Annotated in this window: 17 protein-coding genes; 5 read left to right on the top strand and 12 right to left on the bottom strand. The window is 43.6% G+C overall.

Features of this window, described 5'->3' with window-relative positions; translation table 11 throughout:
• The first annotated feature begins 34 nt into the window (after window positions 1-34).
• Window positions 35-2,470 (top strand): endonuclease, encoded by a 2,436-nt coding sequence (locus M23134_RS39230; protein WP_053337430.1) that lies wholly within the window; start codon window positions 35-37, stop codon window positions 2,468-2,470.
• Between the two features lie 101 nt (window positions 2,471-2,571).
• Window positions 2,572-2,994: a toxin-antitoxin system YwqK family antitoxin gene (locus M23134_RS39225; protein WP_002703654.1), complete on the top strand. Its 423-nt coding sequence runs from the start codon at window positions 2,572-2,574 to the stop codon at window positions 2,992-2,994.
• Window positions 2,995-3,207: 213 nt separating this feature from the next.
• On the opposite strand, the gene M23134_RS31605 is transcribed toward M23134_RS39225, so the two are convergent.
• The 3 genes from M23134_RS31605 to M23134_RS39220 all read right to left on the bottom strand — a co-directional run bounded on the left by M23134_RS31605 (window position 3,208) and on the right by M23134_RS39220 (window position 6,503).
• Window positions 3,208-4,260 (bottom strand): IS110 family RNA-guided transposase, encoded by a 1,053-nt coding sequence (locus tag M23134_RS31605; protein ID WP_002703653.1) that lies wholly within the window; start codon window positions 4,258-4,260, stop codon window positions 3,208-3,210.
• 550 nt (window positions 4,261-4,810) lie between these two features.
• Window positions 4,811-5,245: a nucleoside deaminase gene (locus M23134_RS31600; RefSeq protein WP_002703651.1), complete on the bottom strand. Its 435-nt coding sequence runs from the start codon at window positions 5,243-5,245 to the stop codon at window positions 4,811-4,813.
• A gap of 793 nt (window positions 5,246-6,038) precedes the next feature.
• On the bottom strand, window positions 6,039-6,503 hold the full coding sequence (locus tag M23134_RS39220) for a 4-fold beta flower protein (protein ID WP_157558749.1): 465 nt from the start codon (window positions 6,501-6,503) through the stop codon (window positions 6,039-6,041).
• A gap of 311 nt (window positions 6,504-6,814) precedes the next feature.
• On the opposite strand from M23134_RS39220, the gene M23134_RS31590 reads away from it, so the two are divergent.
• Window positions 6,815-8,548 (top strand): phospho-sugar mutase, encoded by a 1,734-nt coding sequence (locus M23134_RS31590; RefSeq protein ID WP_002703645.1) that lies wholly within the window; start codon window positions 6,815-6,817, stop codon window positions 8,546-8,548.
• A 640-nt stretch (window positions 8,549-9,188) separates the two neighbouring features.
• Here the strand turns inward: M23134_RS31590 and M23134_RS31585 are convergent.
• The 3 genes from M23134_RS31585 to M23134_RS39215 form a co-directional block, all read right to left on the bottom strand.
• Window positions 9,189-11,528 (bottom strand): caspase family protein, encoded by a 2,340-nt coding sequence (locus tag M23134_RS31585; protein ID WP_002703643.1) that lies wholly within the window; start codon window positions 11,526-11,528, stop codon window positions 9,189-9,191.
• A gap of 638 nt (window positions 11,529-12,166) precedes the next feature.
• Window positions 12,167-12,697, bottom strand: coding sequence for a hypothetical protein (locus M23134_RS31580; RefSeq protein WP_002703642.1), 531 nt, complete (start codon window positions 12,695-12,697; stop codon window positions 12,167-12,169).
• A gap of 975 nt (window positions 12,698-13,672) precedes the next feature.
• Window positions 13,673-14,938, bottom strand: a complete 1,266-nt coding sequence (locus M23134_RS39215; protein WP_002703640.1) for a DNA/RNA non-specific endonuclease — start codon at window positions 14,936-14,938, stop codon at window positions 13,673-13,675.
• A gap of 543 nt (window positions 14,939-15,481) precedes the next feature.
• Here M23134_RS39215 and M23134_RS31570 point away from each other — a divergent pair.
• Both M23134_RS31570 and M23134_RS31565 read left to right on the top strand, forming a co-directional pair.
• Window positions 15,482-18,565 carry a fibronectin type III domain-containing protein gene (locus M23134_RS31570; protein WP_002703638.1) on the top strand — a complete coding sequence of 1,028 codons (3,084 nt, stop codon included), beginning with the start codon at window positions 15,482-15,484 and terminating at the stop codon, window positions 18,563-18,565.
• 58 nt (window positions 18,566-18,623) lie between these two features.
• Window positions 18,624-19,112, top strand: coding sequence for a DUF6702 family protein (locus M23134_RS31565; RefSeq protein ID WP_002703636.1), 489 nt, complete (start codon window positions 18,624-18,626; stop codon window positions 19,110-19,112).
• Window positions 19,113-19,151: 39 nt separating this feature from the next.
• On the opposite strand, the gene M23134_RS31560 is transcribed toward M23134_RS31565, so the two are convergent.
• From M23134_RS31560 to idi, 6 genes are all read right to left on the bottom strand, one after another.
• On the bottom strand, window positions 19,152-19,574 hold the full coding sequence (locus M23134_RS31560; protein ID WP_157558748.1) for a leucine-rich repeat domain-containing protein: 423 nt from the start codon (window positions 19,572-19,574) through the stop codon (window positions 19,152-19,154).
• Window positions 19,575-19,638: 64 nt separating this feature from the next.
• Window positions 19,639-20,331, bottom strand: coding sequence for a lycopene cyclase domain-containing protein (locus tag M23134_RS31555; protein WP_002703634.1), 693 nt, complete (start codon window positions 20,329-20,331; stop codon window positions 19,639-19,641).
• A gap of 327 nt (window positions 20,332-20,658) precedes the next feature.
• Window positions 20,659-21,117: a sterol desaturase family protein gene (locus tag M23134_RS31550; protein WP_002703633.1), complete on the bottom strand. Its 459-nt coding sequence runs from the start codon at window positions 21,115-21,117 to the stop codon at window positions 20,659-20,661.
• Between the two features lie 102 nt (window positions 21,118-21,219).
• On the bottom strand, window positions 21,220-21,861 hold the full coding sequence (locus M23134_RS31545; protein WP_002703632.1) for a carotenoid biosynthesis protein: 642 nt from the start codon (window positions 21,859-21,861) through the stop codon (window positions 21,220-21,222).
• Window positions 21,836-23,326, bottom strand: coding sequence for a 1-hydroxycarotenoid 3,4-desaturase CrtD (gene crtD, locus M23134_RS31540; RefSeq protein ID WP_002703631.1), 1,491 nt, complete (start codon window positions 23,324-23,326; stop codon window positions 21,836-21,838). Before crtD ends, M23134_RS31545 begins: the two co-directional genes overlap by 26 nt.
• A gap of 4 nt (window positions 23,327-23,330) precedes the next feature.
• On the bottom strand, window positions 23,331-23,858 hold the full coding sequence (idi, locus tag M23134_RS31535) for an isopentenyl-diphosphate Delta-isomerase (RefSeq protein WP_002703630.1): 528 nt from the start codon (window positions 23,856-23,858) through the stop codon (window positions 23,331-23,333).
• Window position 23,859 lies beyond the last annotated feature (1 nt).

Raw genomic sequence — 23,859 nt, 5'->3', positions numbered from 1 at the left:
AGCACTTAGGCTATTGTTGCACAAAATTTATAGAATGAAAAAGCTGATTATTTCTTGCCTGTTATTATTTATTGGTCATTTATTAGTTGCACAAACCGCCCCTCCGGGCAACCTGTCAGGAAACAGTTTGCGAAGCTGGTACAAAGCCAACTGGTATGACAGTAAACATTCCTCACTGGGTTACGACGGTGCCCGAATCAAAATGTATGGCACTATTGACAATATCAACGGAAAAGTAACTTGTGTATACACTGGTTATCAACAAAACGGAGCCAACGTTACCTTTCTTGACCCCATCAATGCTGAACACACCATTCCCCAAAGTTTTTTTAGCCGATCATCTGTTCCCCGCGCCGACATCCACCATCTTTTTCCTACCCACAAAGACGCCAACAGCGCCCGTGGCAGCCTACAATTTGCCGAGTTGTCGGTAGCCCAAACCAATACCTGGTACTACAGCAATGGCACTAACTACAACGATGCTAACTCGGCTCCTGCCAATGTAGATGCATCGAGCAAACGTAAGACTGGCAGCTCGTTTGAACCGCGCGAAGACCACAAAGGCAATGTGGCAAGGGCGGCTTTTTATTTCTATACAATGTACCCTACCATTGCCGGAAACATCGGTAAACTGGGCGACATTCATACGCTTTATCAATGGCACCTGGACGATCCGGTAGATGATGCCGAACGCAAAAGAAACCAGGACATTGAAACAGCCCAAGGTAACCGCAACCCTTACGTTGACTACCCCAATACAGTGGCTATCGCCTGGGGTTTGGCTGCTCCTACTCCCAGCGTTCAGTTCAAAGCCACTTCGGGCACACAAGCGGAGGGTGCTTCGGGCGAGGTAACTTATACTACCCAGGTAGAAATTTCGCCAACACCTACGGGCACGGTGACTATTGAGGTACAACTAGACCCTACAGGTACTACTGCCCAAACTGCTGACTATGGTTTTACGCCTCAAACCCTTGCTTTTAACGCCAGCACTACTACACAAACGGTGAGTGTTATTGTAAAAAACGATGGCGAGGTAGAAAACGAAGAAACTGTTCAACTGAAGCTGACCAACATCTCAACGGGCGACATTGGTACCAACAAAACCCATACACTCACTATTCAAGATACCCCACCGGCAGTGCCTACCATTCAGTTTGCCCAATTGACGGGCAGCAAACAAGAGGGCAATGGTGTAGCTGTCACTTACACCACCCAGGTAAGTATTAACCCTGCCCCTACGGGCACTGTAACGGTAGACCTTCAGTTAGACGCAACGGGTACCACTGCCCAGGCAAGCGACTATAGTTTTAGCAATGCCACGCTTAGTTTTAGTCCAACTACTACCAGTCAAAATGTAAGTGTTACTATTCAACACGACACTGATGCCGAAGCCGACGAAACAGTCAAGCTAAAGTTATTAAACAACGCCAGTGGCACCGCCTTGGGCACCCAGGCTACCCACACACTTACGATCAAAGATAACCCACCAGCCAACACCCCCATCATTACCTTTGACAACACCACTGGTAGCCAACAAGAAAACCCAGATACCGATGTAATCTATACTACCCAATTGTCTATAAGCCCGGCGCCAACGGGTACAGTAACACTACAAGTGGCTATAGACAGCAAAGCTACTACGGCTACCGCCAACGACTACGAGCTAAGCACTACCACGCTTACTTTTAGCCCCAGCCAAACTACCCAAAGCCTTGAAGTAAAGGTAAAAGCAGACGGTGCTGCCAACGAAAACGACGAGGAAGTAAAGTTTATATTGACCAACCTCAAGGGCACTGCTTCGGTGGGTGCCAACGGAACCCACACGCTCACGATTAAAGATGCTCAGAACGTGAACCAACCCTTGGTGTTTTTTACCCAGGCGGAGGGCACCATTAGCGAAGATCGCACAGCCGACCTGGTATACAATACGGTAGTGAAAGTATCGCCCACCCCCACCAAAACTTATTTGGTAGAGCTGAATATAGACGCAGGACAAACCACGGCTACGCTGGGCGAAGATTATGCATTTACTCCAGTAGTATTGAGTTTTTCGCCTACCAAAACCACCCACAACATTTCGGTGGTGATAAAGGCAGACGCCCCGGTAGAACCTAACGAAATGCTGACCCTAAAACTATTGAAACCTTCTACCGGACTTAAGATAGGCACCACCCCTACCCACACCCTTACAATTAAAGATGCTAACCCTACCGGGTTGCAAAATGTACAAATTGCAGGAATGAAGTTGTACCCCAACATTACGAGTCAATATATAAATATAGCCAATGCCCGTGGATTTGAGTACCAACTTAAAGTGTACGATATGCAGGGAAAGTTTTATACCCAAAAAACAGTCAATACCAGCCAATACCAAATCAATGTAAACAAGCTGCCCGTAGGTTGGTATTTGATGCAAATAAATAATGGGAAGCAGGTAATGGTACGCCGCTTTGCTGTAGTGAGGTAATATCATTATTTTTCATTATATAACTCAAACCCTCCCATCAGAAAAATTGATGTGAGGGTTTGTTTTATGCACCTTTCTTTATTCAATAAAAAGACAAGCTCATGAAAAAAAGCGCCCCTCTCCTACTCTGTTGTTGTATACTTGTAGTAAACACGACGTTTTCGGCGCAAGCCCAAAAGCTGGAAAAATTTTATTACAAAAATGGGCAACTCAGGCGCACAGCTAAAATGATTGGAGGCAAAGTAGCAGGTCCTATTACCGATTATTTTGAGAGCGGTAAGGTAAAAGTGAAATATACGATCGACCAAAACGCCAAAAAAAATGGTCCCTGGATCAGTTACTTTGAAAACGGTCGGGTAAAAGAAATGGTCGAGTTTAAAAATAACCAAAGGCATGGCACCCAGGTAGTGTTCTATTTCAGTGGGGTCATTCGTTGGGTAGGCTATTATGACAATGGAATAAAAGTAGGCACTTGGATGTATTATAGTAAAACCGGCAAACAGGAAGGTACTCATAAGTACTAAGGAACATGTTCAAAATAAGTGTCGAGATTGAGGTCATAAACTCAAGGCTGACTGAGGCACTTTTTGCGGGCGTAGCAGCGCTACGGACAATAAAAGCTCATAGATACTATCTTAAAAAACAAATAATTTAATATAAATATTTTAAGATTTTGAATATATACCAACAACTGGTTATATTTGCATTAACCCAAAAGGAGCTGCTTTAGCAGTTACCTAGTGTAGGAGGGCATTTTGCTCTTCTACAGTTTTGTTATTAATGCTGTAATCAAAGTCCTCATCTTTTTTCCATAATGTGTACATCATACACAAGAGCTTCCGTTGTACTGCAGTGTAGCCTTTCATTTTCTCTTTAGTTCTCTCAAAAACCCGGTTGTACAAATTCAGAAAAACACCCTCAACATTTATAGCGTTAAATGCTGGCATACATAAAATACGCCTTATGTGAGCATTTCCCTGTTTTGAAATCTTTGTTTTTCCTTTGCGGGTGCCCGATTCGTTTTCCACAATATCGTACCCGGCATAACTGGTAAGCTGCTTTTCACTTGTAAATAGCTCAAAACCATTAGTTTCGGCGACAACTACTGCTGCGGTAAGCAAGCCAACCCCATGAATACTGGTTAAATGTTTTATTTTTTCATGCAGCTTTTCATCTTCTTTGACTGTAGCTTCTATTTGATCATGTGTTTGATCTCGTTGTTTCTCGAGGAACTTAATCTGAGCTTTGAGTTGTTTGGCAACAAACTTATCAGGGTTATGACTATAATCAAGCGCATGTAAGCGATTCCGACTTTGAGTAAGGTCTTTTTGTATAGTTTCGTGGTGACGGGTAAGAGAACGTAATGCCTGCATAGAGGAAGATATTGGTTGCCAGGCCCTTAAGTCTTTGACTAGAACCATTTTAGCTAACCCTTGAGCATCTATTTTATCAGTTTTACTCCGAATCCCTTCGCCCTTCATAAAGTCCTTTGCCTGGCTAGGCAAGGCGACAACAACCTTTACAGATTTGTCATAGAGAAACCACGCCAAATTTTCATGATAAACCCCAGTAGCCTCCATTAAGTATTCTATATCTTCACAGTCATGCTTGCCCAAGTGTTTTTGACTCCAGCTCCAATATTTCTCAAAGCCAGAGGGGGTATTAGAGAACTTGGAACTGGCTAAAACCTTGTATTTCTTTTTACCCTCAAAAACCATGATACAAGCACTAAAATCCGATTTTGCTATGTCCATGCCCAGACCCATTTGAATGTATGAGTGTTTTTTCATTTATCCACCATTTAAGTTGAAATTCCCGATTTATCGGGGGAACCATACCATTTATTGAAGCCTATCTTACTCAATGTTACTTATTAGAACGCGGGCTATAAAACGCATTTATGCCTTAGATACTTAATTCTATTTCGGAGTAGAAAAACAGGTAGCATATATCTACGAGTCTGTATCTATCGTATGATAGTACTTAGTCCCCTTTATAGAAAAAGAGTTTATTGATCTGTTGACTACCTGTTATTTAGGCTTTTATTGTTAACGTTATATTGTACTTTTTTTATTTAATACAAAGGTATAAGTCCCGACGGAACTGCCGGGGTAACGAAAGTCAGGAAAGAGAACCGCAGAACGAAGTTCAAGCTCTGCGAAGCTAATATGTTCTAAACCGGACAGCTTCAAAGTCCCGATTTCTTATCGGGGTTATTGTTGAGGGCTATGCCCGAAATCCCGTTTACGGGGCGATCACGTTCCTAAATGATCGCCAAACGACAGGAGGTTGTCATTCTGCACCATCCTGCCATTTAATTGCTACGCGGTTCATCACCGATCAAAGCTCCCCAATATCTTCGTTCCAAAGGGTGGGTTTTTCATCAATAAACCTGGTCATCATGTCTACACACTTTTGCAAATTCAAATCTACCACCTCTACCCCGTGCGACTCCATAAATTTGCGGGCTCCGGTAAAAGTGCGCGACTCACCTACCACTACTTTTTTTATATTGAACTGCACAATCGTACCTGCGCACATATAACAAGGCATGAGGGTAGAATAAATCACAGTATCTTTGTAAGAGCCTATGCGTCCGGCATTGAGCAAACAATCCATTTCGCCGTGGAGTATAGGGTTGGCTTCTTGTACTCTTTTGTTATGCCCTTGGGCTATTATCTCTCCATTGCGCATAAGTACCGATCCAATGGGAATCCCTCCTTCATTGTAACTCTTTTCTGCTTGCGCAATGGCAGCTTCCATAAATTTGTCCATATTTTATAATAGTTTAGTAGTGGGTAGCCTTTGGCTTTTCTGTTCTTTGTGGAGCTTTTAGCCTTTCTGTTCTTTGTGGGGGGGTTAGCCATTAGCTGTTAGCCTTTTTGTTCTTCGAGTAGCTTTAGCCATTAGCTTTTAGCCTTTCTGGTCTTCGAGTAGTTTTTCTCGCTTTCGCAAATATGATAATCACCATCAAGCAAAAGCTAAAAGCTCCCTACAAACAGTTAAACAATTACGAATTACGAGTTTTTCAATTACGAATAAGCGCGAAGCGAGGCTAAAGGCTAAAAGCTCCCTACAAACAGTTAAACAATTACGAATTACGAGTTTTTCAATTACGAATAAGCGCGAAGCGAGGCTAAAGGCTAAAAGCTCCCTACAAACAGTTAAACAATTACGAATTACGAGTTTTTCAATTACGAATAAGCGCGAAGCGAGGCTAAAGGCTAAAAGCTCCCTACAAACAGTCAAACAAAGGCTAACGGCTCAGCGTAGCTCAAAAAAAGGCTAAAAGCCCCCTACAAACAGCCAAACAAAGGCTAAAAGCTCATCATAGCTCAAGAAAAGGCTAAAGGCCCCCTACAAACAGCTCAAACAAAAGCTAAAGGCTAAACTAATCGTAGCTCAAGAAAAAGCTAAAAGCCCCCTACAAACAGTTAAACTAAAGCTAAAGGCTAAAACTCAGTGTAGCTCAAGAAAAGGCTAAAAGCCCCCTACAAACAGCTCAAACAAAAGCTAAAGGCTAAACTAATCGTAGCTCAAGAAAAGGCTAAAAACAGCCAAACAAAAACTAATACCTCATTCCACTCCTCAAAAAAGCTTCCAGCGAAGCCCATCGATAAATACCAAAAGGTTTGTTGACAATACGCAAGGGCTCAGGTCTGGTCATTCGGCGAAAGCCCCTTTGCTTAGGATACTTCTCTGGAATAATCAGCGATGCCTGTACACTTACATTGGGTGCTTGGTCGAAAAAGCCGACTACCTTTTGTTGGTGGTTAAAAAATATACCATCCACAAACCAACCCATGTGCTCACCGTTCATACCAAATATACTCTTAAATCCGCTTTGGCGCGAATTGGTCATATAAGCAACCGACTCGCCCGTAAACAAATAAATGGCGTTGTCTTTTGCCAGGTAAGCCCTTGCTTCTCCGTCTTTGTCAAAAATAGTGCGTTCGCCCTCGTCTTGAGCCTGCACTCCAGCTGCAAAACCAACCCAGGCAAGCATTAGTAACGCGTATACAAATGTTTTCATTTTTATTATTATAATAGTTAAATTTAATACAAATTAGTTGATGGCCCACGGCCCCAATAAGGCAAGCTTTAAGCTACAAATCCTTAGATGCTGATGCATATCGGTGCTTTAAGTTAGCACCTGTTCTATTGGTCACCAACAAACCCATAAACTGCTTATTTTTCAACCAATTATTACTTCAAAAATTTAAAGCCCCTAGTCTTTTAGTGTCGCTTGGCGAGCCATAAAACCATAAAACCATTTAAAAAAACCGGCTTTTTGTGTAGATTTACACCTACTTTAATCAAGCAATTAATCAACAAAAAAGATATATGTCAAATCTACCTGTAGAAATAGAAGCCAAAGTAGAACAATGGCTATTGGGCAATTACGACGAAACCACCAAAAACATCCTCAAAGACCTCAAAGAACAAAACGACACTACCACCCTGGTCGATGCTTTTTACAAAGACCTTGAGTTTGGTACAGGTGGTTTACGTGGCATTATGGGGGTTGGTTCTAACCGAATCAATAAATACACCATAGGCATGGCTACCCAAGGTCTTGCCAACTACTTACTACAGTGTTTTCCTAACGAAACCATCAAGGTGGCCATTGCACACGACAGCCGCAACCAAAGCGATTACTTTGCTCAAATCACCGCCCACGTATTTTCAGCCAATGGCATAGAAGTTTATTTCTTCGACCAACTTCGCCCTACTCCAGAACTTTCTTTTGCTATACGTCATTTGGGTTGCAAAAGTGGAGTTGTGCTTACCGCTTCGCACAACCCCAAAGAGTACAACGGCTACAAAGCCTACTGGACGGATGGAGCCCAATTGGTAGCACCCCACGACAAAAATGTGATTGCTGAGGTACAAAAAATTCAAGTAGACGATATAAAGTTTACCAAAGACGATCGCAAAATTCACGTCATTGGCAAAGATATAGACGAAGTGTATTTAGACAAAATCAAAGCGCTGTCTATTTCGCCCGAAGCCATTAAAAAACAGTCAGATATAAAAATTGTATACACGCCTATTCACGGTACAGGTGTGGTATTGGTGCCCCAGATTTTAGAAAAAATGGGTTTTACCAATGTACACGTGCTCGAAGCCCAGGCTACACCCGATGGCAACTTCCCGACGGTAGTATACCCCAACCCCGAAGAAGCCGAAGCCTTGACCCTGGCACTTGCCAAAGCCAAAGAGCTGGACGCTGACCTGGTAATGGCTACCGATCCCGACACCGACCGGGTAGGCATTGCCCTTAAAAATCACCACAACGAGTGGCAGCTCATCAACGGCAATCAAACAGGTGCTTTGTTGGTACATTACCTGCTAGATGCACTCAAAAATACCCACCAACTAGAGGACAAACACTATATAGTAAAAACTATAGTAACTACCGAACTGATAGACACGATGTCGGCTAGTTATGGAGTAGATTGTTTCAATACCCTGACAGGTTTTAAGCACATTGCCAGCATTATTCGAGCGCTCGAAGGCAAACGCAAATTTATTGGAGGGGGCGAAGAAAGCTACGGCTACATGATTGGCGATTTTGTGCGTGATAAAGACGCAGTGGCTTCGTGTGCTTTTCTTGCCGAAATGACCGCCGTGGCTAAAGACCAGGGCAAAACCTTATTTGATCAACTGATTGACATTTACCTTGAGCATGGTTTCTATCTCGAAGATTTAGTGTCTATCAAAAAAGAAGGAAAAGCGGGTGCTGATGCCATCAAACAAATGATGGAAGAGTTTCGTCTAAACCCACCTAAATCATTGGCGGGCAGCGAAGTAATAACGCTCAAAGATTACCAAAGCCGCACCGAAACCAACCTGCAAACTGGAGCTACTCGTCCTATAGACCTGCCAGTGTCTAATGTATTGCAGTTTTTTACGGCAGATGGTTCCAAGGTATCGGCTCGTCCATCGGGCACCGAACCCAAAATCAAGTTTTACTTTGGGGTAAAGGCTACGCTTGAGAGTCGAGAGGCTTTTGACGAAGTACACACCCAACTAAAGGCTAAAATTGAAGCTATCAAGGCTGACTTGAATCTTTAATTGGCCTTTAGAGCTTGTTTAAAATTAGCCGTAAACAAGCTCTAAATAACTGACCTTTCGCAGTGGATATTTTTGGTTAATTCAGAAAAAATACAGCGTTGTTTTATGAGTGCGTTAGCTGGACTCAGCCTTATTTTGTGGGCGTTAAGAAATTACCTTCGGTGAGCTCAGCACAGCGAAGCTGTAGCTATCGGTTTGAGAAATGAAGCCGTAAAACCGAGGCTGCAGCTTTGCTGCGCCGAGCTCTGCGTAAGCTAAACAGATCACTGACCGAGGAACGAGGGAATGTTTGAGCTGTTTAGCCGAAAAGGCAGAGTTTGCCCTTACGGGCTGCGGTTCGGCGTAATGGAACAAATTTTAGCAACCACAAAATACAGCTGCGGGGTTTAGCCGTAGGCAGAGCTCGCCCCAAAGGGGCTTCGGTTTGGTTCCTTTTGACCTGAAGCAAAAGGAATGGCTGTTGGAGTATACGAAACTCCGTTTTTATTCCAAAATCCAGCAGATTAGCAGTGATTTTTATCCTATAAGACTGTCTTAAAAATCAAGCATTAGTTAATATAAAAAAGTGTACAGCTTCAAAAAGCCTATTATAATTTTTGTAAAACTCCTATAACACAGGGTGCAAACTTGAAGCTTATCGCTAAAAGCTTGCACCTCTTAGGGTTTTCAGCTCCTCTCTCCTCCCCTTTACCAAACAAATCTGACAAATGGCAGCGTCTTTGGGATGAGTAACCAATTGGCGCAAAGCCAAAGTAGTAAGGCTCCCCTCTGATGCATTTGCCTCGCCCAAGGTGTGTATTTCTTCACCATAAAACGCCATTGCCAATAGCGTTTCTTCGGGAGCAAGCACTAAATCCAGCATCAGTTCCAGCGGATTTTCTGAAGTTACTTCCTCTATATTTTGCAGTTGGGTCAAGGTAAGTACGTGTAGCTTTTGCTCGGTAGTGAGCAAGTCTAAGGGTTGCCAGTGGCATTGACCCAAGGCATTGAGCAGGGTTTCAATGGGTTCTTTTCTTATTTGGCTAAAAGCCGACTCAAGGCACAGCCAACCCCTCAAGGCGCTGTGTCCTTTGATGGTTACTATGCTTTCGGGCAGCTGAAAAGCTTGCGCTGGGTGAGAGGTAAGTTCCACCAATTCTTTAACTAACTTCAGGCTTACTCGCTGGGTAAACCAGTCGTTTTTTACTTGAGGGTTTCGGGTCAACTTGCTTCGCGAAGCCAACCCCTTGCTGTCTCCTTTGTGTACCACATCGTGTCCCAGTTTGAGCCCGGCTTGAGTCAGTACAAAGTCGGTGATTTGGTCGGTACTTACAATGAGCAAGTAGGTATACCAGGCTTCATACTTGTTTTGGTCTATGCGTACATTTACTCTGTGTTTATTTTTGACACTAAAATCTCCTGCGTTTTCGGCAGAGAGGTTATGCAACACCTCTACGGCAAAATCCTGCGCCAAACCTATCAGGCTAAAGTACATAGTTTGCTTGAGTTGACTGTGTACCTCCAGGCTTATCTGTACCAACCTGGCGCTATACAAAGTGGTGTTAGACAAATGCATTACTTCTTCACTGCGTCGATGCTCTTTTAATACCAACTTTGCCAAATCAGGGCTTAACTTTGGCGCAGGGTTTTGTAATTTAAGCCACCTTTTCCAGTGTGCCACAGTTTTCATTACGTCTACCATATAGCGGAGATCGGCACCACCCAACCCCTTGATACCCTGTATTTTCAAACCACTGAGCCCGTCGAATAAATGGGCTTGGTTGGGCAAGCATTCTAACCTATACAAAGCTTTAGACAGGCGTTGGTGCAACCTCACCAATCCCGATCTACCTGCCCGCAAAGTGGCTTCTACCAGCTCTTGAGTAGGCGCATGCCCAGCAATGCCTATGGCCAATGGAGCTACTGCAATATGGCTGATTTGCCCCACATATCGGTTTGCCTCATCTGGAGCAAAGTCTTGCCACTCTACCGCGCTTTTTTGGGGTTGCACTTCTGTGATAATGCCCTTGCCCAATGCCTCTTCGGGGTTATCTTCGGCGTATACATCCAGGGTAGTAGGTTGGGCTACATCGGTGGCAACGCCCTGAATAGCTCCCAGGTTCATCCACCATTGCCCATCGAGAAAATAAATATTTTGCTTGAGTACATTTTCTATAGGTTGGTGGGTCAAAAACTGCCGCATCGTATTGAAACCCTTATAGGCTGTAGTGCCCGGAGTTTGGCTAAAGCCCCATTGTCGCAGGTAAATACGCGCCAGGTCAAACACTGTGGCATAGTTGGCAGTAGGGTCTTGCAACGCCTCCAGCAATGCGCTACTAAATGCCCCTGTTCTGTGGCGGGTTTCCTGGGCTAACTCATACTCGGTACACGCCGACATTACCAAATGTGGCACTATGGGTATCTCTAGCTGCCCAGTGCGGTGCAACATTTGGCTATAATGCCCCTCCAGGTAACTGTCCAGGCTGCGATTATTGCCCTCTTTTTCTACCTGTCGACTTGCTTGCCTGAGCAAATCGCCCTCACCACGCGTAATCCCCCCCGAATGGCAAGCGTCTATGCTCAGTACCAGGTCTGCCTTGGTTGGGGCAAGCTCTTGCAGCAATACTGCCAGCTCTTTGTTAGCCAGGTCTAGCCCACCAGCGGCCCTGCTATCAGCCAATACCAGCGTTTGGTTTTTATGATTGGGGGCATATTGCCAAAACTCTTGAGGGGCGTTTTCACGCGAACCATGCCCACTGTAATGAAAAAATATGGTATCGCCTGCTTTGGCTTGGCTTAGGTGGGTTCTAAACGCTTTTATCACCTCGGCACGATTTGCGTCGGCATCGGTAAGGCACCTAATGTGGGCATCGGGCACTTTGTATTGTGTGGTGAGCAGGTCGTGTATATTTTGTACGTCTTGCACACATCCTTTCAAGTTACTTACTCCATCGGGGTATTGGTTGATGCCCACCAACAGGGCAATGATTTGATGAGCCATTAGGTTTGTTTTTTTGGTTGGGTAATCGTCAACGGTTCACAGTCCAATGCTGTTTAACTTACGTTGAGCTCACTACATTCGGTTCCTGAACAAAGCTTTTAGCTTTAGCCTGTCACAGATGGCTCACGCGTCTGTTTTTTTTAATGCTCAATCCTTAAGGAAAACAGCATTGATTCACAGTCGACAGCCTTGACAGAAGCAAACCGCCAGCTTCAGTTTGTACCTGTTAAAGCCATTGGTTTTCGGTTGCCTCTGTTGCTACAAGTATAACCATTTGCCCACAATTAAACCATAGCCAAGCAATGGTTTTTGTTGAAGGTACGAAAAAGCGTAAAAGGCACGACATATCGTAAAAAAATCAATAATCCACTTTTTTATAATTGGTGGGAAACGCGAAATATTTAAATTTATAGCGCTGTATATCAACTATTTACAAATTATTTTTTAAGTAGTGCATTTTTTGGTATTTGGTTTGAATAAATAGTAACCAAAGATATTTAATAAGCTTTGTGGTTAGGAAAAAAAAACGAGATGGTGTTGCCATCTCGTTTTTTGCTTAAGAGCTTATCCTATCCCCCAAATCAAGTCCGGAATTTTCTTTAGTTGGCCCTCCCCTTTTACCATACAATTTCATCCACTTACTCTGCTGATGGTGATACCTCGTCGAGGCTTACCAATGTTAAATGGTTTTTGTCTAAACACATCTCAAAAGTTCGACAAGTTTCGGTGGTACCATCGGTACTATAAGTCCACGTTACATCTACCTGTATGGTGTCTTCCTCCAGCTTTGCCTTCCAATCCATGTTTTGCACAAGCGTGGTATACTCGCCCAAAGGGAATTTTTTTTGTAACGTTTGCCCAATAGTTTTGCGTACTTGCTGTCCAGTAACGGCTGCAAATCCCGGAAAATCTTTTTCCAGTGGGGTACGCTTTACTTTATAGAGTTGTTCTACAAATTGTTTAGGTTTTTTATTGCCCTTGGTATAGCCATAATATAACCATTCGTCGGTGCGAAAATAGATCTCCCAATTATACCCCAACACTTTCTTCAGACGGTTTTCCATGCGGCGTTGAAAAAACTCCTGAACAGTATTTTCTTCAGCAGTTTCGAGATGACGCCCCACCCGCACATCGGATACAAGCGTCTTTTTTTGAAAAAAATTAAACATAGGTGCGAAGGTAATGTTTTTTGGCGATGATTGGCTTTTGTTTGGCTGTTTGTGTGAGGCTTTTAGCCTTTAGCTTTTGTTTGACTGTTTTGTTTTTAGCCTTTAGCCTTTGTTTGACTGTTTGTAGGGAGCTTTTAGCCTTTAGCCTCGCTTCGCGCTCATTCGTAATTGAAAAACTCGTAATTCGTAATTGTTTAACTGTTTGTAGGGGGCTTTTAGCCTTTGTTTGAGCTGTTTTTAGCCTTTAGCTTTTGTTTGGCTGTTTGTAGGGGGCTTTTAGCTTTTGCTTGAGCTACACTGAGTTTTAGCCTTTAGCCTTTGTTTAACTGTTTGTAGGGGGCTTTTAGCTTTTGCTTGATGGTGATTATCATATTTGCGAAAGCGAGAAAAACTACTCGAAGAACAAAAAGGCTAAAAGCTAATGGCTAAAGCTACTCGAAGAACAAAAAGGCTAATGGCTAACAGCTAAAGCTACTCGAAGAACAAAAAGGCTAAAAGCTAATGGCTAAAGCTACTCGAAGAACAGAAAGGCTAATGGCTAACAGCTAAAGCTACTCGAAGAACAAAAAGGCTAAAAGCTAATGGCTACCCCCCCCACAAAGAACAAAAAGACGAAAAGCTCCATAGCATCTAATAACTTTAGCAGGGCTTTCTTATAAAAAATGAACAACCTCTCTGAAGCTTGCAAAGTACAAAGTTTCGATCGGGCGTGGAGACACTGCCCGAAACGGAAAAACCCCTTGATCAGTATAGTGCTAATATTCAAGCCCCGCATTGAAAATGCTAGTAGAAAATTGACACGCATTAAAATGCGCGCCAGACAGGGGTAGTAAATTCAAGGTGGCTTATTTGTTTTTTGCAAAAACATGAAAGTGAGCCATCCCGAACTTGCTTCGGGGCAAGCTCGGAGTTTTGAAACTTTCTCGATAAAAAGACACAAGTTACGCTATGCTAAACTTCCCCAGTGGGGGAAAATTATTTTTTACCTTTTACTTTCTTAGCTGCTGCTTTTACTTGTGTCTTGGCTTTTGCTTTTTTCTTAGCTGCTTCTTTAGGTCCTCCTGCTCCTTTAACAGCAAGAAACCCTTTCTTATTTTTTTTGGTTTTTTTGGAGCTACTTTGCATTGTTTTAACTGCATCGCTGTAATTGTAGCTTTTCTTGGTTGTGATTTTATTCCACTCACCCTGCTGATATTTATTTAGGTCAGACTCGCTTCCATCTACCAGCTCAGCAGTACAGGTTAGTTTACCAGGCATTTCTTTGACCCCAAATTGCTTGCTCCATCCATGGGTTTCTACGTTTATTTTTAGCTTTATAGGGCTTCCTTCCAAACTTTCCACTAGTTTTTTTACAGGTTGTTCAAACTGTGCACTCATTTGCTTATTAATATTTTCTGGTAGTGGAGTTATATTCTCGCTTTCATTTCCTTTTCCTCCCAAGTTGTCGTTTTTTAGATGTCCCCTTATCCATTTCACTCCTGTTTCCTGCTGTAATTTAGTGTATAACTGTTTCCAATTACTGCTATCAGCGGCACTACCGCCTGTATTTATGCCGATTTCTCCGCCAGTAAAAGTCCCTTCATAGCGACTTCCCTGTTTGGCATTGCCAAATACTGTGTGAATATCACCCCATGATTCTGGATGAGCTTTGCAAACCTTAGATTTTTTAAGTCGCTGTATTACTTGGTTTTCATGAGGAGAATTTAGCATAACCACTGGTTCAACATTGTTACTCTTCCTCTGCAAAGGCGTTTCCGCAATCTTATCCGCCGCTTGCTCTCTGGTAGTATCTACGACTTGCCCATTTACTACTTTATCGCCTTTGGGCGTGCCGTTCAGGGTGTTGTCTATGGCGTGCCCCAGTTCGTGTTTGCGGTTTTGCTCGGTAAACTGCCCAGGGGCATAATGAATGTCTTTGCCTTGGATGGTGGCAAGGGCATTCACTGAGCCCGGAAACGATGAATTGGAGTGTTCTTTAAAGCCCGATAAATCTACCCCATATTGGTTGCTCATTTGGGTTTTGAGGTCGTTGTTTTGGGCTTTGCGCTGAATCGGTTGGTGCTTTGCCTGGTGCGGTTGGTAGCCTTGTTTGCGCTGAATGGGGCGTTGCTTGGCTTGTATGGTGGGTTGTTGCCCTTGGGCGCTTTTATGAGCCACATCGCTTTGGCGTTGCACCGCATTTTGTGGGGCTTGTACTGCCCCTTGGTCTTCGTTTTGTTGTGGTTGCTTCTGTGTACGCATTTCCTGTTTGGTTTATTGAATAATTAAATAGCAGGGTAGCAAATTATCAACGCGTCGGGTAGCATCCAAAAACATGGCCTAAGTGGTCGTTTTTGTGGCCTAAGTGGTAAAATCCACGGGTTTGACCGAAAAAAAGACACTAAGGTACAAGTAAAACAACTCAAAAGGTTTACCACCAGAAGAATGTAAAAGCTCTAGACTACCAATCATACACTATCATATTTACAAAAAAGAGAAACCCCTTATTCAGTACAATACTGAACAAGGGGTTTTGTTTTGCTCTTGGCTGACGCAAACCTGTAAATACTGACACTTTTGGGGCGAGAAACGGTCGAGTCAGGCGAGGCAATAAAAAACAAAAAGGCTAAAAGCTACACGAAGACCAAAAAAGCACCCAATAACTTAACCTGGTAGCTTGATTTTACCCACTTACTTGCCCTTTATTTAATTAATCAGTAATGACTGGTTAACCTTATAACTCTACCTTGCGCCCCTTTCAATGTCCTCATCAAATACATATACTAAACTATAACAAAGTACTTCATGAAAACAAGATTACAACATTTGTCAGTGGCATGGCTATTGGCACTGTTTGCTTGTGCTGGGGCAGTTGCCCAACAGGTAAAACCCTATTTGCAAGCAGCTAAGCCTACTTCAGTATGGATAAGTTGGAAAACCGACAATGGCACCAACCCTACGGTAAGCTATGGCAGATCGGCAGCAGCGCTCAATACTACAGTAGCGGGTACTACGGTAAACCTAAAGCCCAAAGACATTACGTATAGAACGCCTTACCACTGGCACAATGTAAAACTTACCGGGCTTTCGCCCAATACCGGCTATTATTATCAGGTAAAAAGCGGCTCTAGCGATCGGTCGGCGGTGCATTACTTCAAAACTCCCCCTGCTTATGGCAATAACAATGGCAAGTTGCGTTTTATAGCCCTTGGCGACCATCAGTTGATCAACTACCAGGGCAGACCCTATTATAAGTTCAACGAATTGGTGCAAGCTGCCAAAAAGAAAGCCGAAGCACTGTATGGAACTCCCATTGCCAACCATATCAACCTGATCATCAATGATGGAGATCAAGTAGATGTTGGAACCCTCAATCATTACGAAAAAATTCATTTTGCCAAGCAAAGCTACATTACGCCTAACTTGCCCCTTATTACAGCTGTAGGCAACCATGAGTTGTATGGGTCAATGGGGCTCAACGCTTATTATGAGCATTTTATCCTCAACGATAATTTTACTTACCAAGGCATCAACTCAGGCACCGAGCGTTACTATGCCTACCAAATGGCCAATGTATTGTTTGTAGTGCTCGACAGTGAGCTTAGAGGCAATACTCAGCTCAATTGGGCAAAATCAGTGATCAACGCGGCTAAAAACGACGCCAATGTAGACTGGGTTTTTACCATTGCCCACCGCCCTTATCAGGCAGAACAATACTCTAACGACTACTCGCCCTGGTATGCCAGAGAAGTATTACCTGCGCTCAAAACAACCGATAAGTTTGTATTGCACATTGCCGGGCACCACCACTTATATGCCAGGGGGCAGTTCAAAGACCACCCTGGATACCACATTATATCTGGCGGTACTGCCTGGCCACAGTATTGGGGCGATTCGGGCAACGAAACCGACCACGCCGAAACTCAAGGCTCCTGGTCTAACTTTGCTTACCAGATCATAGAGATCGACAACGTTACCAGGAAAATGAAGGTGCAGTCTTATACTATAGGGAGTCTTGACAAAACCAAAAACAACGTATTGCTCGATGAATTTCATCTGCAAAGAAACGGGGTGGCTCCTAACAAACCCAGCATTGTCAATGCCCCATCGGGTGCGGTAAGTTTGCCTCATGAATTTAAAAGCAGTACTTATGCCAGTCCATCAGGCGAAGCCTATAACTCTACCCAGTTTCAGGTATCGGCAAGTAGTAGTTTTTCCAGCCTTCGAATAGATGAGTTTCGTCATTTTGAAAACTATTATGGGCGCAAAGATGGGCTACGCGACGAAACCCAGGACATAGGTTTGGGGGCAGGTATTTTTAACCTTAACATTCGTTCGAACCAATTGAGCAATGGCAAATACTATATAAGGGTACGCCACCGGGACAAAAGCTTGCGCTGGAGCGCTTGGTCAAATGTGGTGCAGTTTGATGTAAGCGGTAGTGTAGATGCTGACCCCACATTGTCGCTCAACAAAACGAGCTTTAACACCAACGAAAACCTGGAGGTAAGCTATGGCTATGGCCCTGGCAACGCCAAAGACTGGGTGGGCATTTATAAAAAAGGGCAAGTACCAGGCTTGGTTGGTTCTACCAAATGGTCTTATGTAAACAGCAGTGGAACGGGGCTATTGAATTTTAGCCTTGCCGAAAGTGGGGAGTATTTTGTGGCATTCTTTGAAAACAATGGTTATAAAGAAATCGCCAGTAGAGTCTATTTTTGGGTAGGCGCCATTCCTGTTTTGTCATCGGCAAAAGACCAATATGCCCAAGGCGAAGAAGTGGCCATTGCGTATACCTCGGCACCAGCCAACAGCCAAGACTGGATAGGCATATACAAGGTAGGCGTAGACCCTGCCAAAGATGCTTACACTCAGTGGCAGCGAGTAAGTGGCAATGCCAACACGCTTAGGTTTGCCAATTTGCCCAAAGGCTATTATTACGCAGCGTATCACCTCAATAATGACTATACTGAAATAGGCAACCGGGTAAAGTTTCAGGTGGGCACTCAAATCACTTCTATTAGCTTAGACAAAACCAAGTATAAGCTCAAAGAACCGATCAATATTACTTTTGCCAATACTCCGGGCATAGAAAAAGACTGGCTGGGCATTTACCGCGAGGGCGATGTTCCTGGCAGAGAAGAGTTGTTTACTTATAAGTATTTTGATGGAGCTACTCAGGGTACGACTACTATTGATGGAACCGAAGGAAACGAAGGGGCGCCTAACCAATTGCCCATCCAGGCAGGCAGGTATTTTATAGTAATGTTTACCGATGATAGCTACACTGAGGTGTCGAACCGGGTATACTTTGAGGTGAGCGCCGCTGACCCTACCGATCCGGTGGCTTCTATTCGTTTGAATAAAGCGGCTTATGCCCCAGACGAAAACATAGTGGTTACTTATGCCAATGGTTTGGGCAATGCCAAAGATTGGGTAGGCATTTACAAAAAAGGAGATACTCCAGGCACCCAATATGCTACCCAGTGGAAGTATGTAAGTGGCACAGATGGGGTGCTTGATTTTAAGGTATCGAACGAAGGAGAGTATTTTGCCGCATTTTTTGAAAACAATGGTTACAAAGAAATCGCCAGCCGGGTCAATTTTACCATTAGTCAAAACAATGCCCGGCAAACCCGTCCTCAAGTACAAAAAACAGCTGTTGCTCGTATTTACCCCAATCCTGTGACTGCCGCTACTGTGATAGAGGCACCTGCGGTTATTCGCAAAGTAGAGCTGTTTGACAGTGCCAGTGGTAAGTTGGCGCTAAAAATGAACCAGCTTAAACAAAAAAGGGTAAGACTGGCAAAGCATCGTTTGCCTGCTGGCAATTACCTGGTAAAAGTATATGCCGATAAAGTATATCATTTGAAGGCAGTAGTAGAATAAGTCATTGTTTAAACCCCTGCCCCGTCAAGTGTATTGACGGGGTTTATTTTTATATCCTATGAAACTCTTATTCATTATTGCCCTGAGTAGTTGGTTAAACACCACACTCACGCATCCGCTCAAAGTGTCGGTCAGCGAAATGACTATTGGTAACAATCAACGGGTTACCATAGAAACCCGCCTGTTTTTAGACGACCTGACTGACCACATCAGCCAAACCTATCGCTTGCTCAAGCCTGTGTTTCATCGTGTAAACAGTGAGGGCACCAAAGCTTTGCAACGCTACATCAATCAACGTTTTTACTTAGTGCAGAGCAACCAACCTAACCATTTAAAAATTACCCATACCCGTTTCTCGGAAGATAAAAAGGCCTTGATTGTACGGTTAGTCAGCCAACACGCTTTGCGAGGCAACCAACCCTTTAGGGTAAAAAACACTTTATTTTTTGATGTGTTTAAAAAACAAAAAAATTTGCTGAATGTTTCGGGAGCACGCAAAGCAGCCCATGCTTTTAGTTTGCACCAACCCTGGTGGCGGGTAATGTAGCACTGGGCACCAAGTAGAAAACCTGCCAATGGCTAAATATTAGAAATTCACGGCAGTGTTGGGCAGTTTCTTCAGAATGGCAGCGCGCAGTTCTTTAGGAATAGGATTGCGCATCAGCTGTAGCCTTTCCAGCTTGGGCAGTTTGTCTACCCCTGTGGGCAATGTTTTGAATTTATTATTAGACAAATCTATTCGTTCGAGTTTTTGTAAGGTGGCTATTTCTGCCGGAAGGCTACGCAATTGATTGTTTTTGAGGTTCAACCTTTGCAAGTTTTTCATCTGGAGTATTTCCTCAGGAAACACCCGTAAGCGTTCCCACGCCAGGGTAAGGCTTTCTACCTTTTCGGGGTGTTTCATTGCCTCTTCGAGCGAGGTATACGTTTTTGGGGCACACCCCACCATAAGACCTACCCATCCTACAACTAATAGTACTCGCCAGCTCATGTTTATTGACTTATTCATACACAAGACAAAAATAGTGTAGGGCAACATACACTAAAGTACAGTATAAACTAAACTTATTCTCTTAAAATCCTTCGTCACGTTGTTTTAAATGTTCATAAATAGTGGTATTCATCAAAATGAGCAACATGCCATAAAAAGTATCTTCTACCGGAATGGTAAACATTCGTATAGAAAGGTTTTCGACGTTGTTGTACCACACCACCTGCTCATCTATAAACGACCCGGTAAGAATGCCATTGACAATAAAAAAGGGGATGAGCCACACCATCATTGCCAGGTAAAAACGCCCTAAATAATCGACCTTGAGCACCAATAGGTGGTAAAGTAAAAAAGCGACTGTAAACAAGAAGGTAAGGGAAGTATACCAGCGCCACGCTGTAGACACACCTACCAGACTCAACCCAACAATAAGGACAATGGTAATGCTGCGCGCGTATTTGCCCAAAATATCTTGAGGTATGTAGTATTTGAGCACTTCGTACACAAAAATACAGCAATAAGGAATGACCACAAAAAACAACCACTCGCCCAAAGGCAAGTTAACAATATGAATGCCCGACAGGTAGCGGTCGTTGAAGCCCCACACCCCCCAATAGGTGAAAATAATGTCCCACACTATAAAAAAGGTGCCTACAATGGCAATTGCTGGAAAGAGGTATTTCCATTTTTTATAAAAGTCTACCCTCGGGTCAAAGCTCTTGATAAAAGGCACCAAGATAGAAAGCAGGTTTATAAGTAAGTATAAGTAATGCATAATAATAGTCAGTAGTTGGTAGTCGGTAGTTTTCGCTGTTTTTTAGTTCCTTTTTAGCTTTACGTTGTGGGTGCGTTTTAGTCGATAGTTTCTCCTAATTAACCCAAGTTGAAGTATATAAACTGTAAAAGCTTAAATTCCGGCTATTTATATATTTCAGGTACGAATATAACATCCTACTATACATTTTGGCTCAAGCTGGCAGTGAAGACACTGCCAGCAGCGCGTCCGCCTCGAGTTGTGTCTCCACAACCGAAAAATGTATAGTAGGATGCGAATATAACTGGCACTTGAAGCTTGTCGCTTATACCTCGCAACTTCAATTAATTAAGCCTTCTCTCGTTTAGCCTCTTTCAAATATTTGAGCGGAAACAACAACATACCAAAACACTCGCCTTCTTCCTTATCTAGGTGGCGGTGGTGGGCACGGTGGGCACGTCTTACGGCTTTAAAATAAGGGTGGTTGGCTTTGCGCAAAAGTTTGAACCTTTGATGGATAAAAATATCATGCACAATAAAATAAGCCAGTCCGTATACGGCAATGCCGGCTCCAATCCACACCCGAAAGTCGTTGCCGTTCATCATCCCAAACATAATGCAGAGCCAACTCGGAATGGCAAAGATGAGAAAGAAGGAATCATTTTTTTCAAAAAAGCCGGGTTCTTTCTGGTGGTGGTCTTTGTGCAATACCCACAACAACCCGTGCATGAGGTATTTGTGCGCAAACCAGGCAACAAATTCCATCACTAAGAAAGTACCAATTACGATGAGTATATTAATGATCATGTTTTGATAGTTTTATGTTTTAAGGTACAAGCTTTTAGTAGCAAGCAACAAGAAGTAAGTACAGGTTTTATGACTTGTGGCTTGTAGCTTATACCTTGAAGCTTAAAAAATATTCAGCGCCCCAAAGAACGCAAATTGTACTGCCAATAACACCGCTGCCAGTGGATTGTTTTTATCAAACTTTAATCGGTGGAAAAGCATCAACAAAGCAAAGGCAACAATGTACCACATCACGTAGTTTTGCAAAGGAATCATGTCGTTTTGCCAGCCCCAAAAATCATAGCGCATAGCCACAGGTTCTATTAAATAATCAAGCCCTACCATCATCGCAGCTGCCAAGGCACTTTTGACGGCTATAGGTAGCTTAAGCTGATGAGTAACGCTCCCTGAACTATACACCAAAATGAGCCAGTTGACGCCAATAATGACAGGGGTGCCCCAAATCTTAAAACCCAGGGTAGCTCCATAGCTATAGTTGCCAAACAGCAGCCCGGTTTGTACTCCCACGAGTTCTACAATGAACCCGGTAGCAAAGCACACGGCACAAAACCACCACAAACTTGGTTGATAGTCGCGGTGGGCGCTCAGCAATACAAAAGCCGACAACAGCAGGTTGAGTGGGGTAAGGGCAATAAAATATGCCGCAAAAGGCGAATGAAACCCTATAGCCCCTGCCAAATGCACTATTACCAGTAAAAAAGCGGCTTGCTTTTGTTTTTTATTGTGTAGTGACCAACGCTCCATGCTTTTCTTTGATAATGTTTGAAACTATTTTGGCAGACAGCAAACATAGCGGAATACCTCCACCTGGATGTACACTGCCCCCACAAAAATATAAATGCTTGATTTTACGCGAAAAGTTGGGGTGACGCAAAAATGCCGCGTAACGATTGTTAGAACTTGAGCCATACAGCGACCCCTGAAACGAAGACGTTTTTTGCTCGATGCTGCGCGGGTCTAAAATGGCCTCGGTTTGTATAAGCGCTCCAATGTCTTTGCCCAATATCCGGCTGGTTTTGTCCAACACACTTTGTCGGGTTTCGGTAATCCACTGATCCCAGTCTTGCCCTTGGTTGCCTGGTACATTTACCATCACAAACCAATTTTCGGCATTGGCAGGGGCATCGTTTTTTTCGCGTTTCGACGTAATGTTGATATACACTGTAGGATCAGGGTATATTTTTTTGAGCTCAAACAAATGCTCAAACTCTGCCTTGTAGTCTTGGGCAAACAAAATATTGTGTACATCTAACTCGGGAAAAGTAGCCCCCATGCCCCAGTAAAAAATCAAGGCTGAGCTAGATCTCTCTTGCTTGAGCGCTTTTTCGGGAGCGGGCTCGTTTTTGAGCAAATGCCTATAGGTGGGCACCACATCCATATTGCTCACTACTACATCGGCCAACACTTCTCTCCCCTGCACCATCACCCCTTTGGCCACCTTATTTTCTACCATGATTTTGTCTACTTTGGCGCCCAGCCTAAACTGTACCCCTAGCTCTATGGCAAGTTTATACACGCTTTGGGTAATGCTATGCATACCGCCTTGCGGCAAATAAGCTCCCATGTTGTGCTCTAGGTGGGGTATAATATTGAGTATACCAGGTGCTTTGTAAGGACTTGAGCCATTATAAGTAGCATAACGGTCAAACAACTGTACCAGGTGAGGGTTTTTGAGTTTGCGCTGATTTACCTCGTGCATTGTGCTGAAAATGTGCATTTTATACATATTGGCAATGCTCTTGACTACATCGAGATTCAGGAAGTTTTTTGCCTGATGCAACGATTGCTCCATAAACAACTGGTGTGTATGCTCAAATATTTCGGCACTGTTGTGCAAATGTTTTTCCAGCACTTTGGCGGGCACGCCCAGCTTTTGTTCTACCTCTTGGGCAAAGGCGGTGGGTTGGGCATACGCCGAAAGACGGGTGCCATCTTCATAAAAATAGTTGCAAACTACCGGGAGCTGCTCATAATTAAAATAATGTGTGGGATTTTTGCCTGCCTCTTCGAACAATTCGTCTACCAAAAAAGGCATGGTAAACAAAGATGGTCCTGCGTCGAACCTAAAGCCGTCTTGTTCGAACTGGGTAAGTTTGCCTCCAGGATAATCGTTGGCTTCGTATACCTCTACCTGATACCCGGCAGTAGCCAGGCGTATACTGGTGGCTATGCCGGCTATACCTGCACCTATCACAACTGCTCTCGCCATACGCCTATGCTTTGATGGTTAAAAACTTATTTCGGTGTTGTTTCATGATAATCTTAAACCACTCGGTATATTTTTCGGGCGCTGTCTGTATTTCTTGCTCAATGGCTTCTATACTCATATACTTCCAGTCACAGGCCTCTTCTGGGTTTAATTTAGGCGTGCCGTTATAGTGCCCTATAAACACATGGTCAAGCTCGTGCTCAGTTAATCCACGGTCAAGTTTGGCTTTGTACAAAAACTTAAATGCATAATGAATGTCACAGTCAAGGCCCATTTCCTCAACCAATCGACGGTGTATCCCCGTCTCGAGCACCTCGTTGGGGCGTGGGTGGCTGCAACAGGTATTAGTCCAGAGTCCCCCCGAATGATATTTATGTTGGGCACGTTGCTGAAGCATGAGTTCGTTTTGATCGTTGAACACAAACACAGAAAACGCCCGGTGCAACAATCCTTTTTGGTGAGCTTCCAGCTTGTTCATAGTACCTAGCTCATTGTCTTGCTTATCTACTAAAATGACTTGTTCTTCTTGCATA

This window comes from Microscilla marina ATCC 23134 (genome assembly GCF_000169175.1).
Taxonomy (GTDB): Bacteria; Bacteroidota; Bacteroidia; order Cytophagales; family Microscillaceae; genus Microscilla; species Microscilla marina.
The sequence above is the reverse complement of the archived record's forward strand: the minus strand, read 5'-3'. Positions and strand labels throughout refer to the sequence as shown.

Bases quoted from the DNA above. Each gene is read 5' to 3' on its own strand.
- M23134_RS31585 (WP_002703643.1), bottom strand. From the start codon at position 11,528: ATGGCTCATCAAATCATTGCCCTGTTGGTGGGCATCAACCAATACCCC.
- crtD (WP_002703631.1), bottom strand. From the start codon at position 23,326: ATGGCGAGAGCAGTTGTGATAGGTGCAGGTATAGCCGGCATAGCCACC.
- M23134_RS39225 (WP_002703654.1), top strand. From the start codon at position 2,572: ATGAAAAAAAGCGCCCCTCTCCTACTCTGTTGTTGTATACTTGTAGTA.
- M23134_RS31545 (WP_002703632.1), bottom strand. From the start codon at position 21,861: ATGGAGCGTTGGTCACTACACAATAAAAAACAAAAGCAAGCCGCTTTT.
- M23134_RS31605 (WP_002703653.1), bottom strand. From the start codon at position 4,260: ATGAAAAAACACTCATACATTCAAATGGGTCTGGGCATGGACATAGCA.
- M23134_RS31570 (WP_002703638.1), top strand. From the start codon at position 15,482: ATGAAAACAAGATTACAACATTTGTCAGTGGCATGGCTATTGGCACTG.
- M23134_RS31550 (WP_002703633.1), bottom strand. From the start codon at position 21,117: ATGATCATTAATATACTCATCGTAATTGGTACTTTCTTAGTGATGGAA.
- M23134_RS39220 (WP_157558749.1), bottom strand. From the start codon at position 6,503: ATGAAAACATTTGTATACGCGTTACTAATGCTTGCCTGGGTTGGTTTT.
- M23134_RS31560 (WP_157558748.1), bottom strand. From the start codon at position 19,574: ATGAATAAGTCAATAAACATGAGCTGGCGAGTACTATTAGTTGTAGGA.
- M23134_RS31600 (WP_002703651.1), bottom strand. From the start codon at position 5,245: ATGGACAAATTTATGGAAGCTGCCATTGCGCAAGCAGAAAAGAGTTAC.
- M23134_RS31555 (WP_002703634.1), bottom strand. From the start codon at position 20,331: ATGCATTACTTATACTTACTTATAAACCTGCTTTCTATCTTGGTGCCT.
- idi (WP_002703630.1), bottom strand. From the start codon at position 23,858: ATGCAAGAAGAACAAGTCATTTTAGTAGATAAGCAAGACAATGAGCTA.
- M23134_RS39230 (WP_053337430.1), top strand. From the start codon at position 35: ATGAAAAAGCTGATTATTTCTTGCCTGTTATTATTTATTGGTCATTTA.
- M23134_RS31580 (WP_002703642.1), bottom strand. From the start codon at position 12,697: ATGTTTAATTTTTTTCAAAAAAAGACGCTTGTATCCGATGTGCGGGTG.
- M23134_RS31590 (WP_002703645.1), top strand. From the start codon at position 6,815: ATGTCAAATCTACCTGTAGAAATAGAAGCCAAAGTAGAACAATGGCTA.
- M23134_RS31565 (WP_002703636.1), top strand. From the start codon at position 18,624: ATGAAACTCTTATTCATTATTGCCCTGAGTAGTTGGTTAAACACCACA.
- M23134_RS39215 (WP_002703640.1), bottom strand. From the start codon at position 14,938: ATGCGTACACAGAAGCAACCACAACAAAACGAAGACCAAGGGGCAGTA.